14 protein-coding genes are annotated in these 14,458 nt (G+C 64.6%); 8 read left to right on the top strand and 6 right to left on the bottom strand.

The genetic code is table 11. The features are described from left to right. Nucleotides 1-25: 25 nt before the first annotated feature. Together NITMOv2_RS13195 and NITMOv2_RS13190 are read right to left on the bottom strand one after the other, a co-directional pair. A complete protein-coding gene (locus tag NITMOv2_RS13195; protein ID WP_202967222.1) occupies nucleotides 26-1,063 on the bottom strand; it encodes a radical SAM protein in 1,038 nt (345 codons plus the stop codon). Continuing rightward, the gene (locus NITMOv2_RS13190) at nucleotides 1,060-1,881 is read right to left on the bottom strand and encodes a glycosyltransferase family 2 protein (RefSeq protein WP_053380314.1); all 822 of its coding nucleotides are present in this window, start codon (nucleotides 1,879-1,881) and stop codon (nucleotides 1,060-1,062) included. Before NITMOv2_RS13190 ends, NITMOv2_RS13195 begins: the two co-directional genes overlap by 4 nt. Nucleotides 1,882-2,011: 130 nt before the next feature. Here NITMOv2_RS13190 and NITMOv2_RS13185 point away from each other — a divergent pair, with 130 nt between their 5' ends. After that, nucleotides 2,012-2,422: a N,N-dimethylformamidase beta subunit family domain-containing protein gene (locus NITMOv2_RS13185; RefSeq protein WP_145976321.1), complete on the top strand. Its 411-nt coding sequence runs from the start codon at nucleotides 2,012-2,014 to the stop codon at nucleotides 2,420-2,422. A 151-nt stretch (nucleotides 2,423-2,573) separates the two neighbouring features. Here the strand turns inward: NITMOv2_RS13185 and rfaE2 are convergent, their stop codons facing one another. Together rfaE2 and NITMOv2_RS13175 are read right to left on the bottom strand one after the other, a co-directional pair. Continuing rightward, the gene (gene rfaE2, locus NITMOv2_RS13180) at nucleotides 2,574-4,073 is read right to left on the bottom strand and encodes a D-glycero-beta-D-manno-heptose 1-phosphate adenylyltransferase (RefSeq protein WP_202967221.1); all 1,500 of its coding nucleotides are present in this window, start codon (nucleotides 4,071-4,073) and stop codon (nucleotides 2,574-2,576) included. 16 nt (nucleotides 4,074-4,089) lie between these two features. Next, nucleotides 4,090-4,608 (bottom strand): DUF4142 domain-containing protein, encoded by a 519-nt coding sequence (locus tag NITMOv2_RS13175; RefSeq protein ID WP_053380311.1) that lies wholly within the window; start codon nucleotides 4,606-4,608, stop codon nucleotides 4,090-4,092. A gap of 279 nt (nucleotides 4,609-4,887) precedes the next feature. On the opposite strand from NITMOv2_RS13175, the gene NITMOv2_RS13170 reads away from it, so the two are divergent. From NITMOv2_RS13170 to NITMOv2_RS13140, 7 genes are all read left to right on the top strand, one after another. Then, nucleotides 4,888-5,106, top strand: coding sequence for a hypothetical protein (locus NITMOv2_RS13170; RefSeq protein ID WP_053380310.1), 219 nt, complete (start codon nucleotides 4,888-4,890; stop codon nucleotides 5,104-5,106). Between the two features lie 10 nt (nucleotides 5,107-5,116). Next, nucleotides 5,117-5,845: a hypothetical protein gene (locus NITMOv2_RS13165; protein ID WP_053380309.1), complete on the top strand. Its 729-nt coding sequence runs from the start codon at nucleotides 5,117-5,119 to the stop codon at nucleotides 5,843-5,845. 167 nt (nucleotides 5,846-6,012) lie between these two features. Beyond that, nucleotides 6,013-7,410 (top strand): hypothetical protein, encoded by a 1,398-nt coding sequence (locus NITMOv2_RS13160; RefSeq protein ID WP_202967220.1) that lies wholly within the window; start codon nucleotides 6,013-6,015, stop codon nucleotides 7,408-7,410. Between the two features lie 33 nt (nucleotides 7,411-7,443). Beyond that, nucleotides 7,444-8,223 (top strand): hypothetical protein, encoded by a 780-nt coding sequence (locus tag NITMOv2_RS13155; protein ID WP_053380308.1) that lies wholly within the window; start codon nucleotides 7,444-7,446, stop codon nucleotides 8,221-8,223. A gap of 67 nt (nucleotides 8,224-8,290) precedes the next feature. Continuing rightward, nucleotides 8,291-8,593 (top strand): YHS domain-containing protein, encoded by a 303-nt coding sequence (locus tag NITMOv2_RS13150; RefSeq protein WP_053380307.1) that lies wholly within the window; start codon nucleotides 8,291-8,293, stop codon nucleotides 8,591-8,593. 117 nt (nucleotides 8,594-8,710) lie between these two features. Further along, complete coding sequence (locus NITMOv2_RS13145) at nucleotides 8,711-9,115, top strand: coiled-coil domain-containing protein (protein ID WP_145976320.1); 405 nt, start codon at nucleotides 8,711-8,713, stop codon at nucleotides 9,113-9,115. Nucleotides 9,116-9,392: 277 nt separating this feature from the next. Continuing rightward, nucleotides 9,393-12,020, top strand: a complete 2,628-nt coding sequence (locus NITMOv2_RS13140) for a heavy metal translocating P-type ATPase (protein WP_238590350.1) — start codon at nucleotides 9,393-9,395, stop codon at nucleotides 12,018-12,020. Nucleotides 12,021-12,035: 15 nt separating this feature from the next. On the opposite strand, the gene NITMOv2_RS13135 is transcribed toward NITMOv2_RS13140, so the two are convergent. Together NITMOv2_RS13135 and NITMOv2_RS13130 are read right to left on the bottom strand one after the other, a co-directional pair. After that, nucleotides 12,036-13,391 carry a DUF2254 domain-containing protein gene (locus tag NITMOv2_RS13135; RefSeq protein ID WP_053380305.1) on the bottom strand — a complete coding sequence of 452 codons (1,356 nt, stop codon included), beginning with the start codon at nucleotides 13,389-13,391 and terminating at the stop codon, nucleotides 12,036-12,038. Nucleotides 13,392-13,481: 90 nt separating this feature from the next. Beyond that, on the bottom strand, nucleotides 13,482-14,438 hold the full coding sequence (locus NITMOv2_RS13130) for a hypothetical protein (RefSeq protein ID WP_053380304.1): 957 nt from the start codon (nucleotides 14,436-14,438) through the stop codon (nucleotides 13,482-13,484). Nucleotides 14,439-14,458: the final 20 nt, after the last annotated feature.

The following is a 14,458-nucleotide window of genomic DNA, read 5'->3' as shown; positions in this document are numbered from 1 at the left end:
CCATCACCAAATCAGACTTTCTTCTCTACATGGTTCCCTTGTAGACGGCACACGACCGGCAAATATCCGGCGGTTCGTCGGATTCAAGCCGCCGGCGAAAGACTTCGTACTCCGCCCCCCGCCATATGGTTTCCGCTCCTTGTTCGGCCGCGTTGCCGAAATTGATGCGGTCCGGTGTGCCGACCATGCAGCAGGGCATCGCCTCGCCGCGATAGCTCAAGTACATGCCGCTCCAGGGCCAGCCGCACCGTTGCCTGCCCGGCGTCCCGGGGGGATGAGGAGCGCGGTTCGCGCCCGGCAACCGCAGCCTGACGCTCAGACGCGCGGCCAGCGCTCGCGCTTCGCCGAAATACCGGTCCACCGCTCCGGCTGCTTCATCCTCCAGCGATTCGGCCTCTACGAAGGCCCGCATACTCTCATAACGAGCGGGCAGCGCGGTTTCCCGGTACTCATGGCACAGATGCTGGACGAAGAGATCGTCCACGCCCCAGCGGTGCGCTTGCTCGACCATCGCGGGCAGCTCCTGCAGATTGCGGCGCATCACGACCATGACCAGCCCGATCCCGGGCTGGGCCAGGCCCAGCCGGCGGCGGGCGGCGAGCAGCGCTTCCAGCCGGCGCACGACGCGATCAAAGCGCGCGCCGACGCGGATGTGCTCGTAGGTGGCGGCGGTGGCGCCGTCGAGCGAAACGTGGAGATAGGCGAGGCCGCTCGCGAGACAGCGCTCGGCCAGGCGGGGGGTCAGGAGCGTGAGATTGCTGTTGGTCGTGACCCGGATGCCTTTCTGCGCGGCGTACGCCACGAGATCGAAGAAGCGCGGGTGCATCAGCGGCTCGCCCAGTCCCTGGAGATGGAGCTCGGTGACGTGCGGCGCCTGCGCGAGAAGCCGGGCGAACGTGTCGAAGTCGAGAAAGGCCGGCGGGCCGTACGGCGGCCCGTCGGTCCGGAACTGGATCGGACACATCCGGCAGCGGAGGTTGCACTGTCCGACCGGCTCGATCTGCAGGAACGCCGGGGGCGCGATGCCGATCGCCGGACCCGACGCCTCTTGGGCCATCTTCATGCCGCACTCATCCGATGCGAAAAGAAATACACCGGCGCGTTCACCCGCCGATCCGGCACGGTCGTCGGCAGCTGCTGATGATAGACGCCGGACGGCAGGACGCCGCAGCCTCCGTAGCGCGCCATGACGAGGAGCTGCGCCAGCACGTCTTCTCCGCAATGTTGAGGCGGCAGCTCTTTCCAAAACGAAAACCCGCCGGCCGCCCGGAGCTTCTGTGCGTCGTACAACACGCAGCCCCCGATCCAGGCCACGCGATACAGCCGTTGGCGGCCGGGCGCGAGGTTCAGGCGGTTCTGTACGTGAAGCAGGTTCGCGGCGTTGTGCAGGCGATGCCGCTGCCAGGCAGGACTGTCGGGGAGCACGGATTCCGGCTGCACACGGCCGTCCCAAAACTCGACGGCCTGTTCCTCCGGCCGTTCGTCGTCGAGATGGCTCAACCCGATGAGTCCCATGCCGACGAAGCCGCATTGTTGCTCCCGCATCGCCGTCGACAGGCGCCCCACCACGTCCGGCTCCAGGATGAGATCGTCGTCGAGAAACAGGCAGTAGGGCGCCTCCGCCTGGTCGAGGAGAAATTGCCGCTGCTCCGCCATCCCCAGACGGGGGAGATGGCGCAGGACATCGATCGCGTGGCCATGAGCCCGCAGCAGGCGCAGCACGGCCTGCAGTTCGCCGGGCAGACTCCATTCGTCGTCGTCGGTCTGGTCGGACACGATGACGCGGAAGTCGCGGCAAGTCTGTGAGGCCAGGCCGGCCAGCGTGATCGCCAGCGCCGCCGGGCGCCGGTAGGTCGGTATGAGCACGTCGATCGCCGCCATCGTTGTGAATTAAGCTACCGCAAGCACCCGTGACTTCAACAACCGGGATATACCTAGTGCAGGCGCTCGCGATTTCTTGTCATACTCGGGTTCCCGCTCCTTCCATGCTTGCACCGCTCCTCGTCCTTGTTTGGCTCCTGCTCGCAGTCCCTCCTTCCTCGCCGGCCGGTTTGATCGCCGACGAAAACGCCGCTCGGGCACGACCGAGTGGCAATTGATCCAGCCGGCGCGGGGGCAGGAAATCGAAGGCTATGCGTCCGCCACGAGCATCAACCGCGGGGAGGCCCTCGATCTGTTCGTCAACGCCGCCGATCCCGCGTATCGCCCCGACATCTATCGGATGGGCTGTCTGTCCGTCCCGCCGCGCGACCCGGCCTCGCCGGCCGGATGGGAATACAACATGGTGCGCTGGCTGGAGCGGGAAGGCTATGACGTCACCTACTCAACCAATCTCGATACCCACGCGAGCGCCACGTTGCCCGACGGACGTCAAGCCTGGTTGTCGCGGAGGACTGTGTGTCGCCGACATGACGCGCTATGAAACCGAGCAGGGACGCTTCGTCTTCGCCGCCGGCACGATTCAATGGAGCTGGGGACTCGACGACTACGGGGCGCCCGGGTGGCGGTCGAGCCGGCTCAACGCCGCCGCTCAGCGGATCACCAACCTCCTCGCGCGGGCGGCCGAGCCGGCGTTACGCCGCCCGGTTCACCTCGGCCTCCTGGATGCGGCGGATGATGTTGCTGGTCGAGCGGTCGTCGACGTAGGGCAGGAAGTGGATGGCGCCGCCGAGCGACTCCACTAACGACGTTTCCGGCAGCGTCTCCCGCGTGTAATCGGCCCCCTTCACATAGACGTCGGGCCTGAGCAGGCGCAGCAGGTCGGTCGGAGAGGCGCCGTCGAATCCGATCAGATAATCCACGCAGCTCAGGGCGCCGAGCACGGCCAACCGATCGCTCAGCGGGTTGATCGGCCGGCCAGCTCCTTTCAGCGCCTGCACGCTGCGGTCCGAATTGACCGCCACGATGAGCAGGTCGCCCAGGGCCTTGGCGTGGCTCAAATAGGTGATGTGCCCGCGGTGCAGCAGGTCGAAGCATCCGTTTGTGAAGACGATGCGCCGTCCTTGCTCACGATAGAAGCGGACTTTCATCGCCAGGCGGTCGCTGTCGATCACTTTGCTCTCACGCGCGGCATATTCGCGCACTTCCTGCGCCGTGCAGACGGCGGTGCCCTCTTTGCCGATGACCACCGCGGCTGCCGCCGACGCCAGCTCCGCCGCTACGGGCGCGTGCGCGCCGGCAGCGAGCGCGAGGGTGAGCGCGCTGGTGAAGGTGTCGCCCGCTCCCGTCGCGCCGGCGAACCGCGTCGGTTTGGGATAGGCGCGGTAGGGCGGGCCCGACCGCTCGAAAATCATGGCTCCTTCCTGGTCCAACGTCACCGCCGCAACGTGGGCGCCCGTCACCTCCAAGATGCGCCGGCCGGACTGCGCCAGCGCGTCGACGCGGCGGGCCGGTTCTTCTTCCTCCACCTTCAGGAGCGCCAGCGCTTCGGCATAGTTCGGCTTGACGGCCGTCACCTGCATGGAACGGAAGCGGCTGAGTTGGCGGCGCGAGTCGACGACCAGCACGCGCGGCGACCGGCGCTGGAGAGCGGCCAGCGCATCGATCACCTTCTGTGAAACGGTCCCGTAACCGTAGTCCGACACGATGACGGCGTCGTGGACCGGCACGAGCGCCTGCAATCCCTGGATCAGGCGATAGTCGTCTTCCGGCGCGGGAGGCCCGCCCGTGCCTTCGTCGAAGCGCAGCAATATCCGTTTGTCGGCAAGGACGCGCGACTTGGTGAGCGTGAGGCGGTCGGACGCCCGCACCACCCGCTCGACCACGACGCCGTGGTCGATCAGCAGGCGGCAGAGCTGCGTTCCTTCCGGGTCGCGGCCGACGAGGGACAAGAAAGATACCTGCGCCCCTAAGCCGGCGGCGTTCGCGGCGGCATTGGCCGCGCCGCCCGGCGACTCGGTGCATCCGGTCAACGACACGACCGGGACCGGCGCTTCCCGGCAGAGCCGGCGCGTCGTGCCGTCGAGATAGCGGTCCAGAATGGCGTCTCCGACGACGAGCACGCGCAGCCCCGCCGCCCGATCCAATAGGGAGGAGAGGTCGGTGTCCATCGCCGAGTCGGGATGCCGGTTCATGCTCGCGCCGAGGGTCTTATTCGACGCCGAGCGTCGCGCCGATGGTCTTGGCGATCTCGAGATGCTCCTTCAACTTCGGGAGCGTCTGCTGCGCCCACTGCTGCACGTCCTGGTCCTTGATCTCCTTCGCGCTCTGCTCGAACTCGATCACGTCCTGGCGGTGGTCCTTCGTCATGTACCGGATGTACGCTTTGTCGAACTCCTTTCCGGAAAGTTGCGAAAACTTCTGCGCCTTCTCTTTCTGCATGGCCGTCATGCCCTCCGGCAATTCGACCCCCTCTTGCTTCGCCAGTTGGGTCACCTGCTGGTTGGCCTTCGTATGGTCTTCGATCATGCGCTGGCCGAACTGCTTGACCTGGTCGCTGGCGGCCCGTTCCTTCGCCATCTTGCCGAGCTCGATTTCGCCCTGCTGCGATTGGGCGGCCTTCATGAGGAAGAGTTTTTCTTTGGGCTGATCTTTGCCTTGATCCGCGAAGACCGCTGAGCCGCACAACACTCCGGTCGCCGCCACGACTGCCAGCCACGCCTGTTTCATAGATCCGTCTCCTTCCTTCTTCGTTAGGTGGACAACTTGCTTATGACACACCGCCGCTCTTCCATGCCTCCGCTGCAATTCATACACCGAAGGGACCATAGGGAGAGAACCGGCGGCGTCACGGTTCAGGACCGCCGGTGACTAGGGGGATGAAGAGGAACGCGGGCGTCGCATCGTTCGGTCACCGCCGTCGTATCGGGAGGTCGGCTCGACCGCCTTCGGACAGTTTGTTCTGAGATCCGGACATGGTGTTCTCTCTTCGCCGATGAGAAATTGTCCATGCGCTGGTTCATCAACAACCTGCTGTTCCGTCTGAAGGAATCGGGAACGCTGGAGCGCATTCGCCGGCGGTGGCTGGAAGACGAGTACGATTACCGGCGGCGGGCGGAGACGGAAGGCCTCCCGGTCGAAGAAGGAGCGCGGGACGTGCAGCAGCGGCGCGACTGTTATGAAGGGATGCCGGGATTCGGCAAGCTGAGAACTTTGGAGCGGGAATAGGAACGAGCGTATGGGCGAGGTCGGTTTGCTTGCAGCCCTGCCCCTCATTCTGGTGCACGTCGTCTCGCCGTGGCTCGCGTTCCTCGATCAAGTGCCGCGGAGCCGCCTGCTCTCGTTCAGCGGCGGCGTCGCGGTGGGATTGGTGTTTCTGGATATCATGCCGGAGCTGGCGGAGCAGCAGCGGGTGGTGGAGCGAGTCCTGGGGGAGGCGCCGTCGTTTCTCGAGCATCATATCTACCTCGTCGCGATCCTCGGCTTGGCGACCTTCTACGGGGCCGATCGCGTCGTCAAGACCTCGCGCAAGCAGCGGAGAGAGGCGGGGTTGGAGGACATGGCGGGTCAAGGCGCCTTCTGGCTCAGCATGGCGGTGTTCACGCTCAAGAACACGATCGTCGGCTATCTGCTGGCGAGCGAGGAGTGGAGCCTCCGCGGCCTCCTGCTGTTTCTGCCGGCGATTCTGCTGGAATTCGTCTTGAGCGACCGAGCGCTGCACGAAGCGCATCGGCATAATTACGACCGAATCGGGCGCTGGGTCCTGGCCGCGGCCGTCATCGCCGGCTATGCCGTGGGCGACCGGGCGCCCCTGCCGCCGGTGCTCTTCGCCGCGCTCACGGCTTTCTTGGGCGGGGCCATCATTCTCACGACGCTCAAGGAAGAACTGCCGGACGAACGCCAAAGCCGCTTCGGCGCCTTCGCCGCCGGCATCGTGGTATACGCCATCCTGGTGCTGGCGCAGTAGTGCAGGAGGCGCAAGCCGCCGCATAGGGTCAATTCATCTGTTGACTAGGGCCTTTCAAAGCCAGCGCGAGCGGTCCTTTCCGCTAGTCTCTTGGAGTGGATCTGTTAGCACTTAGCATGGGGAATTCGCCCAAGGTGACCCGGAGACTTCACGCTTCCGCGTTTAACATGAATCGGATGCTCTCGCGGGCTCTCGTCCTTTTCCTCCTCTTCGGCTGCCAAGTGGACCCAGGCAGTCATCCGATTTTCCCTCCTCCGCTCATAGAGCAGCGGACGGAGGTCACCCATCTGCGCGGGCAACGGCATACGACCCTCTTCAGTTATAACATCGACTTCTTCCAGCGCCACCGACCGGCTTATCTGGTCAGCTCCGGCATTCATTTCTCCCATGGCAAGCAGCACGACGTCCTGCTGCTGAACCCGTTCGACCGGCACGCCCAGACGGATTATGACTTCAACCTCGAATGCCTGGCCTATCTCTACCATCCACCGCCGGTCGAACCGCAGATGCAGATCTTCGGGCCATATACCTCGCAGGTGGCGTGGCAGCTCTATCGTGCCATCGATTGGACGCATCTGCACCATGAGCAGACCTATGACATTCTGTCGGACAGGAGTATTCCCTGGCAGAACAAGAAGGAGTGGACGGACCGAGCCGTCGAGTACTACCTCCACTACATGAACATTCCCCGCAGCCCGGCGCCGCTGGATGTCACGATGCGGCGGGCCGGCGTTATGATGAAGCCCTACTTCACGCGCTTCCGGAACTACTACCCGCTCTCCAACAATTTCTTCTACTACGCGCACTGGTGGCATCCGGCCATCTACGAAGCCTTCATGCTGGCGGGCAACGATCAGGAACAAGAGTCGATGATCCGCCAGACGAATCAGACTGGCTATCTCCGAGTGCTGGTCGATCGGCCCCTTAGGATGCTGCTGAGTCGGGAAGTCATGCCGCGGTACTCACGCTTCTCGCCCGAGTCCGCCAATATCTTCGATAACCTCCACATGCTGCACGGCATTGCCTATGACATTTTGGCCTATGACGGGTGGACCATCGACCAGAAGCGTGCCGAGCTGTATCGGGTGATCGAGGCCATGAAATACCGCCCCGGCGATGAGCGGCTGGCGCGGAAATTCCAGCTGCCGTATCCGGACATGGATCCTCGCATTTATTATGACTGGATGAAGGGCACCGATGGCGGCATGAACCGGATCATGCAGGAGATGCTAGAGGAGATGATGCCCCTCATGATGCCGCAAGGCATGACGCCGGAGATGAGGGAAAAGGTCATGGGACAGCTCAAGATGAAAATGCGACCCGGACTCGAGGAAGGTGAATTGCCCGGTTCCCTCATGGAGGCGCTCAAGCCGTTGATGCCGCAGATGCAGATGATGTCCGAGGCGATGGAGCCGGGCGGGACCCCACAGAAGATGGTCGACGCCATGCTGCAAGGATGGGACAAGAAGTATGGTTCGGTGCCCGATGTCTCTACCCTGCCGATGGAGCAGGAGCCGACCGCCCCGCCGCTGCCCGCTCAGCCGGTCCCGGTCGGTGTCCGTTGACCTTTTCTCCTCTCACCGAGTGAGGAGCCTGTGATGATTAGACTACCCTTCTCCTGGCTGAGATTGGTCTTGCTGCTTGGCGTACAGTTGCGCGCCGTTCTGATGCCGACGGTTGTATTCGCCGCCGACCACACCAATTTGGAAGAAAATATCCCGACGCAGATCGAGGATGCCTATCCCTTGCCCTATTTGAACCGAGAAATTCAGGCCTTCGGGCGGTACGAGCAGGATCGGGAGGGGCGTGATCTCTTCCGGCTGGAACCGCGCATGGAGTTCGGATTTGCCCGCAACTGGCAAGCCCGGATCGGTACGCCGTTTCTCTTGGGCAACGGGGACAGAACCGGCAGCCGCAATCTCATCGCCGAAGCCATGTACAACTTCAATCAGGAATCGCGGCTCCTGCCCGCCATCGCCCTCTCAGGCCGGCTCGACGTACCCACGGGGCTCAGCAGCACCGGCCTCGACACCCACGTCCGCTTTTTGGCGACGAAGACCATTCCGTACACCTCGCTCTTCCAGCGTGTGCACGTGAATGTCAGTTGGGTGCGCAACTCGGATCCCATGAGTGACGAACGGCAAAATCGCTATATCGCAATCGTGGGATATAGCGCTCGGGTCGCGCGGGCCACCGTGTTCATCACGGATTACGTGCGCGAGCAGCAGCGGCGCAAAGGCTATGACTCGAACATCCTCGAACTCGGGCTTCGGCAGATCATCAATCCCCTGACCGTATTGGCGCTCGGTGTCGGCGCCGGCATTGCCGAGGACTCTCCCGAGATGCGGGTAACCATCGGATTGCAGTATTCCTTCTAAAGCCCGCGATGGGCGGAATGAGACTGGGCATGGCCATTGGGGAGCCTGGTAGGCATCTTGCTAAGTGATGCAAACGGCTCGGCAGCCCGGCGACAACCTCATCACGGAAGAGGCCGCCTCACATCTTCCCCTGCACGCGTCGCAGGCGGATCAGAGCCGAGCCACCGGGGAGAAGCAAACGGACACCGAGGCCACCGTCAACGACGTGGTCTGCGGGATGGCGTTGAAGCCAGAAGAGGCGGCCGCCACGAGGGAGTATCGCGGCATCACGTACTATTTCTGCGCGCCTCGCTGCAAAGAGCAGTTCGAGCGCGAGCCGGAACGCTACGCGAGCAAGTGGATCAAAGAAGTGCGCGGGCGTCCGTCCTGATTGATCGATAGCCGGAGACCGCTGAGGCTGAATCAGCGCCGCTCAAATGACCGTCGTCCCATCACGCGCACCAGGCCGCGAGGCGGATCCAGACGAGTAGCGAGCATGGAGAAAACCATGACACGGCAAACGGGCGAAGCCCGATGTTTCCCGATGCGCGGCGCCATGAGGCTCGCCTTCATCGGCTGGGCGCTGTTTGCCGGCGGCTGCGCCCTGCTGGAAGACTATGAGGCGGAGAAAACGCGCTGCCTCAATTTCGAGCGGCTGATCGCGCGGGACGAAAGGCGAGTGAGTCACCTGGACAGCGAGCTCAAACAGGCCAGGCGGGAATTGGCGGAATTGGACGAGAAACACCGGAAACTGATCGCTCAGGTGAAGGCGGTGCAAGCAGAGCTGGCTCTTGTCCAGGAGGAGAAGGCCACCATACAGGAGACGGCAAGGCTGCAGGCCGATTCCCGCAGGCTCTCTTCCGGCTCGCAAGAACAAGTTGCGGATCTGTACGAGAACGGAAATCCCCCCTGACCGGAGACCGACGCCCTTGGATCATCGTGGCGGTTGCCGAACAGCCGTCCCAGCCCGGTGCTCTCCTCCTCCTGGACCGCTCTCTTGTACATTGAGATCAGCCGCACTGTAATATTTGACCCCTTCCTCCGTCTGTCAGAGTGAACCGCGCTTGCTGGAGGGACAGCGGGCGTGAGATACGGACCAGTTACGGATAAGATGGAGGTGGGCCATGCAGACGACGGTGAAAGAGTGTTGCGGCGGTCGACATGCACAGGGTGAGGGAAGGAGCAAGACGATGAAGCCACTCCAAATGGTTCAGCCATCCACCCGGGCCGGATCGGAGATCGATCCGGTCTGCGGCATGACGGTCGATCCCGAGCACGCCGCCGGTTCCTATCAGTATGGTGGGCGGACCTACTATTTCTGCAATCCATCCTGCTTGAACCGGTTCAAGGCTGACCCGGAACGCTATCTGAAACCGGCCCATCCTGCCGCCGCCGGCCCGCACATCGATCCGGTCTGCGGCATGACGGTGGAGCCGGACCAGGCGGCCGGCATGGCCGAGCACAAGGGCCGGACGTACTACTTCTGCAGCCCGTCCTGCTTGAAGAAATTCCAAGCCGAGCCGGAACGCTACCTCACTCGCACGGCCGCACAGCCGTCCCATGCACATGCGCCTGCTCCCGCAGGCGCAGCGGAGATGGACTACACCTGCCCGATGGATCCGGAGGTGCGCCAGAAAGGACCGGGGGCCTGCCCGAAGTGCGGGATGGCGTTGGAGCCGGCCGACGTGACGGCACCGATCACGCGCACCGAATACACCTGTTCGATGCACCCCGAAATAGTCCGGTCCGAGCCGGGCACCTGCCCGATCTGCGGCATGGCGCTGGAGCCGCGCACGGTCACCGGGGAAGAAGTGAACCCGGAGCTGGTCGATATGACGCGCCGGTTCTGGCACAGCGTGCTCCTCGGCGCTCCTATTTTGGCGCTCATGATTTCCGAGATGATGCCGGGCCGACCGTTGCAACAGTTGTTTTCGGGGCGGGCGTTGATCTGGTTCCAATTCGTGCTGGCCACACCGGTGGTGCTCTGGGCCGGCCGGCCGTTGTTCCAGCGAGCCTGGGCGTCGATCGTCAATCGCCATCTCAATATGTTTACCCTGATCGGCCTGGGCACCGGCGCGGCGTACCTCTACAGCGTGGCTGCGACGGTCGTTCCCGGGTTGTTCCCGGACTCGTTCCGCGTCCACGGTGGGGAACTGGCGGTCTACTTCGAGCCGGCGGTCGCCATCGTGGCGTTGGTGCTGTTGGGACAAGTGCTGGAGTTGCGGGCACGCAGCCGGACCAGCAGCGCGTTGAAATCCCTGCTCGGGCTCGCGCCGAGAACCGCCCGCATCGTGCGAGCCGACGGGCGCGAAGAAGACGTGCCGCTGGAGCAGGTGCAGGTCGGCGACCATCTGCGCGTGCGGCCCGGTGAAAAGATCCCCGTCGACGGCGTGGTGTTGGAAGGGAGCAGCTCGGTCGATGAGTCGATGGTCACCGGTGAGCCGATCCCGGTGGAAAAAGAGCCGGGCCAGAACGTGGTGGGCGCGACGGTGAACGGCACGGGGAGCTTCGTGATGCGGGCCGAGCGGGTCGGCCGCGAGACGCTCTTGTCGCAGATCGTGCGCATGGTGAGCGAGGCCCAACGGACCCGCGCGCCGATCCAGCGGCTGGCGGATCTCGTCGCGGCGTACTTCGTGCCGATCGTCATCCTGGTCGCCGCGATCACGTTCGTGATCTGGGCCTGGTACGGCCCGGAGCCCCGCATGGCCTATGCGCTGCTCAACGCCGTCGCGGTGTTGATCATCGCCTGCCCCTGCGCGCTGGGGCTCGCCACCCCTATGTCGATCATGGTCGGCACCGGGCGTGGCGCGACGGCGGGCGTGCTGATCCGCAATGCCGAGGCGCTGGAAACGTTGGCGAAGGTCGACGTGCTGGTCGTCGACAAGACCGGCACGCTCACGGAAGGCAAGCCGCGTCTGATGACCGCCGCGCCGGCGCCCGGCTTCGCCGAGTCCGATCTCCTCCGCCTCGCAGCCGGCTTGGAGCAGAGCAGCGAGCATCCGTTGGCGGCGGCCATCGTGTCCGGCGCCCGTGACAAGGGCGTTGCGCCGCCCAAGGCGCAGGACTTTCGTTCCGTCACCGGAAAGGGAGTCACAGGCACGGTCGAGGGCCGATCCGTAACCGTCGGCACGGTGTCATTCCTCAACGATCTCTCCGTCGAGACGAAGCCACTGTTGCAACAGGCCGAGACGCTCCGACAGCAGGGCCAGACGGTCATGTTCGTCGCGATCGACGGCAAGCCGGCGGGTCTGCTCGGCGTGGCCGACCCGATCAAACGATCTACACCGGACGCCATCGACCTGCTGCATCGGGAAGGGCTGCGGATCGTCATGCTGACCGGCGACAGCCGGACGACGGCGGAGGCGGTGGCGCGGCGGCTGCGCATCGACGAGGTGCAGGCCGAGGTGCTGCCCGAGCAAAAGACCGCCGCGATCAAACGCTTGCAGGCGGAGGGTCACGTGGTCGCGATGGCCGGCGACGGGATCAACGACGCCCCGGCTTTGGCGCAGGCGCACGTGGGACTGGCGATGGGCACCGGGACCGATGTGGCGATGGAAAGCGCCGGCGTGACCTTGGTGAAGGGAGACCTGCGGGCCATCGCGCGGGCGCGCCGGCTGAGCCTCGGCACGATGCGCAACATCCGGCAAAATCTGTTCTTCGCCTTCGTCTACAACACGCTGGGCGTCCCGATCGCGGCGGGTGTGCTGTATCCGCTCTTCGGATTGTTGCTCAGCCCGATGATCGCCAGCGCCGCCATGACGTTCAGCTCCGTCTCGGTCATCGGCAATGCGCTCCGGCTGCGCCGGTTGGAGCTGTAAGGGCCTCGGGCGGTCTCACGCCGCGGCGGAGCGGCGGTGGTCTTCTTCCAAGGCCGCCATGGTTTCCCGGAACTCGGCTTCGATGGCCTCGATCCCGAGCCGCTCGCCGAGTTGCTGGCGGCTTGCCTCGTGGACTTGCACGGCGTGCCGGCGCAGCGCCGCGCGATCGCCGGGCCGTTGCGCCCGCAGCGCGATCGCTTTGAGTGTGCGCAGGAGCCGGATTGCGACGACCGTGGTCTCGCCCCCGAACGAATGGATTTGTTCGAAGGCCCGATCCACCAGCTCGGCGAACGTCGGCGGGTGCATCACCAAGCGCGGCCGGCCGTCGCCGTCCCGGAGGACGGACGGGGGAAACCGCCGATCCGCCAGCAGGCTCAGCGCGGCCCCGAGCCGGTCGAGGCAGAGCATCGTGGTAAAGGTGTCGTTCCGTCCCGGCGAGAGGCCGCGAATCGCCACTTGCACGAGCTGATCGATGCCGAACTCGACATCCTGCTCCAGCGTGCGTTTGGCCCCGAGAGAGAGCGCGTTGTGAACGCAGCCGGCCGGGAGCCGGGCGGCGCCGGCTCCGTCCACCGTCGCCAGGCGATCGCCGCGGAGGACAAACCGTCCGATGCGGCACTGCAGACGGATGATCGCGTCATGTCTTTGCGCCGTCGCGACGAGCTCGGCGCAGTCAATCGTTTGGAGGTAGCCGCTCGTCGCGGCCTCGATAACTCTCGCCCGCTCTGCCGCCGTCCCCGGCGCCTCCGCCGGCTCGGAAACGGGCCGGCCGTCGGTGCGCCGCGTCGTCCGCTCAATGACGCGTTCGAGATCGTGGGCGACGGAGGCCACGACGTTCGGCGCGTCCAGGCTCTCGGACACGTGATAGAGGAAATAGAGCAACAGCCCGAATGACGCCAGCGCCAGCAGGATGCCGACGGTGATCGCGATGCGCGGGAGCGACTCGTCGTTCGAGGCGTTGTGCACGCTGCGGAGAATCATCAAGGCATAGACGAAGGTCGCGGGAAACGCGCCTATCACGACCTGGGTGGTGAGATTCCGCATGAACGTGCGGATGACCTGCGTGCCGTAATGTTGCGCGACCAACGTCAAGGCCGTCACGGTGACGGAGAAGGCCATGGTGACGACGGCCACCATGGCGGCCGCGATGGCCGAGAGGAGTTGGCGCGCGGTCTTCTGCTCGCCGCTGAACAGCCACCACACCGGCTCCAGACGGCCTTGGACCACCTGGTCCAAGGCGTCCATCGTGAAGGCCAGGGCGGTCGCCGCCGCCACCATCACGGCCGGCACGATCCAATCGTGCGTCCGCACGGAGTCCAGCAGGCGGTCCCAACGCCGTGATGGAGATGGTACTGTCTCGTCGCCGAACATCCTGTCCTCTTTCCACGACAAGTTGTCTCTCTGCTTCCTCGCAATCCCGCGCAGTGGAAAAACATCGCGAGGCATCGGGAGAAGAAGGCGCTACTCGTCGAGTGCAATCGGCCGGCGGCCCAGCGCCTCGTGCGCGAACCGTTCCAGTTCCTCATAGAAGAGGTCGATCGTCGTGCCCAGCTCGTTCAGCATCTCGGTGCGCGCGCGCAATTCCTCGATGCCGTACGAGCCGCCCTCGCCGAACAACAGCGCCAGCCGTTTCTGTTCGTCGTCGGAATTCCGATCGCCGAGGCGGCCTTTTCCCCGCCAATCCTTCACCAGTTGCTCGCGCAGGCTCTTGGCGTCAGGATCGGCGCCGCGACGATTGAGGAATCGCCAGATCGACCCGGGGAATACCTCGGACTCGTCCGGTCCTTCCCAAATCTCCTTGAGATGGTTGCGAGGATGATGAAACGGGCGTTCGTCGGCATCGAGGAGCGCGAGACCTCCGAACAGTCCTCCCAACGCGCCCCCCGTGACGGCGACGACTCCGTCGGCCACCGCGTCGCCCGACAAGGTGAACGCTCCGGTCACGACCGAGGTGAGGGCGGTGAGAATGACCGCCGTGAGGGTGAGCCGGGTGTAGCGGCGGCTCCGTCTCTCTTCCATCTCATCGGCCAGTCGGTCGGCGCGGTCCTGTTCGCATCGCACTTCGGCGGATGCGCTTGAGGCTTCGAGCGAGGCCAGCAAGAGGGCCTGCATCACTTCCTGGCGCAGGCTCATCAAGCGCAGGGCCGCGCCGGCGCTCTTCTGCTCCGCGTCCGCTTCGGCAGTCGGCATCCGTTCGAGCAGCGACGAAATGTCGAGTATTTCGGCGAGGACGAGGGATTCGCGCGAGAACCCCTCCACGGCGGTTTCTATGAGCGCCGGCCGGTCGCGTCGGGGAGCTTGAGTGGAAGCCATGACGCGGGGGGCGGCCTGGCATCGCTGGGCATAGCGTTTGTCGCGCTCCTTGATGAGCGTTCCGTTGACCGGTGTGCAAGCGGTCCAGAGTACCGCACAAGTCACAAAGCCCCATGGCAAACTGG

It is taken from the genome of Nitrospira moscoviensis (assembly GCF_001273775.1).
Classification (GTDB): domain Bacteria; phylum Nitrospirota; class Nitrospiria; order Nitrospirales; family Nitrospiraceae; genus Nitrospira_D; species Nitrospira_D moscoviensis.
This window is presented reverse-complemented; position numbering and strand designations above follow the sequence as displayed.

What these genes read in the sequence shown, in the direction of transcription:
- NITMOv2_RS13195 (WP_202967222.1), bottom strand. Translation starts at nt 1,063, where the DNA reads ATGAAGATGGCCCAAGAGGCGTCGGGTCCGGCGATCGGCATCGCGCCC.
- NITMOv2_RS13190 (WP_053380314.1), bottom strand. Translation starts at nt 1,881, where the DNA reads ATGGCGGCGATCGACGTGCTCATACCGACCTACCGGCGCCCGGCGGCG.
- rfaE2 (WP_202967221.1), bottom strand. Translation starts at nt 4,073, where the DNA reads ATGAACCGGCATCCCGACTCGGCGATGGACACCGACCTCTCCTCCCTA.
- NITMOv2_RS13175 (WP_053380311.1), bottom strand. Translation starts at nt 4,608, where the DNA reads ATGAAACAGGCGTGGCTGGCAGTCGTGGCGGCGACCGGAGTGTTGTGC.
- NITMOv2_RS13170 (WP_053380310.1), top strand. Translation starts at nt 4,888, where the DNA reads ATGCGCTGGTTCATCAACAACCTGCTGTTCCGTCTGAAGGAATCGGGA.
- NITMOv2_RS13165 (WP_053380309.1), top strand. Translation starts at nt 5,117, where the DNA reads ATGGGCGAGGTCGGTTTGCTTGCAGCCCTGCCCCTCATTCTGGTGCAC.
- NITMOv2_RS13160 (WP_202967220.1), top strand. Translation starts at nt 6,013, where the DNA reads ATGAATCGGATGCTCTCGCGGGCTCTCGTCCTTTTCCTCCTCTTCGGC.
- NITMOv2_RS13155 (WP_053380308.1), top strand. Translation starts at nt 7,444, where the DNA reads ATGATTAGACTACCCTTCTCCTGGCTGAGATTGGTCTTGCTGCTTGGC.
- NITMOv2_RS13150 (WP_053380307.1), top strand. Translation starts at nt 8,291, where the DNA reads ATGCAAACGGCTCGGCAGCCCGGCGACAACCTCATCACGGAAGAGGCC.
- NITMOv2_RS13145 (WP_145976320.1), top strand. Translation starts at nt 8,711, where the DNA reads ATGACACGGCAAACGGGCGAAGCCCGATGTTTCCCGATGCGCGGCGCC.
- NITMOv2_RS13140 (WP_238590350.1), top strand. Translation starts at nt 9,393, where the DNA reads ATGAAGCCACTCCAAATGGTTCAGCCATCCACCCGGGCCGGATCGGAG.
- NITMOv2_RS13135 (WP_053380305.1), bottom strand. Translation starts at nt 13,391, where the DNA reads ATGTTCGGCGACGAGACAGTACCATCTCCATCACGGCGTTGGGACCGC.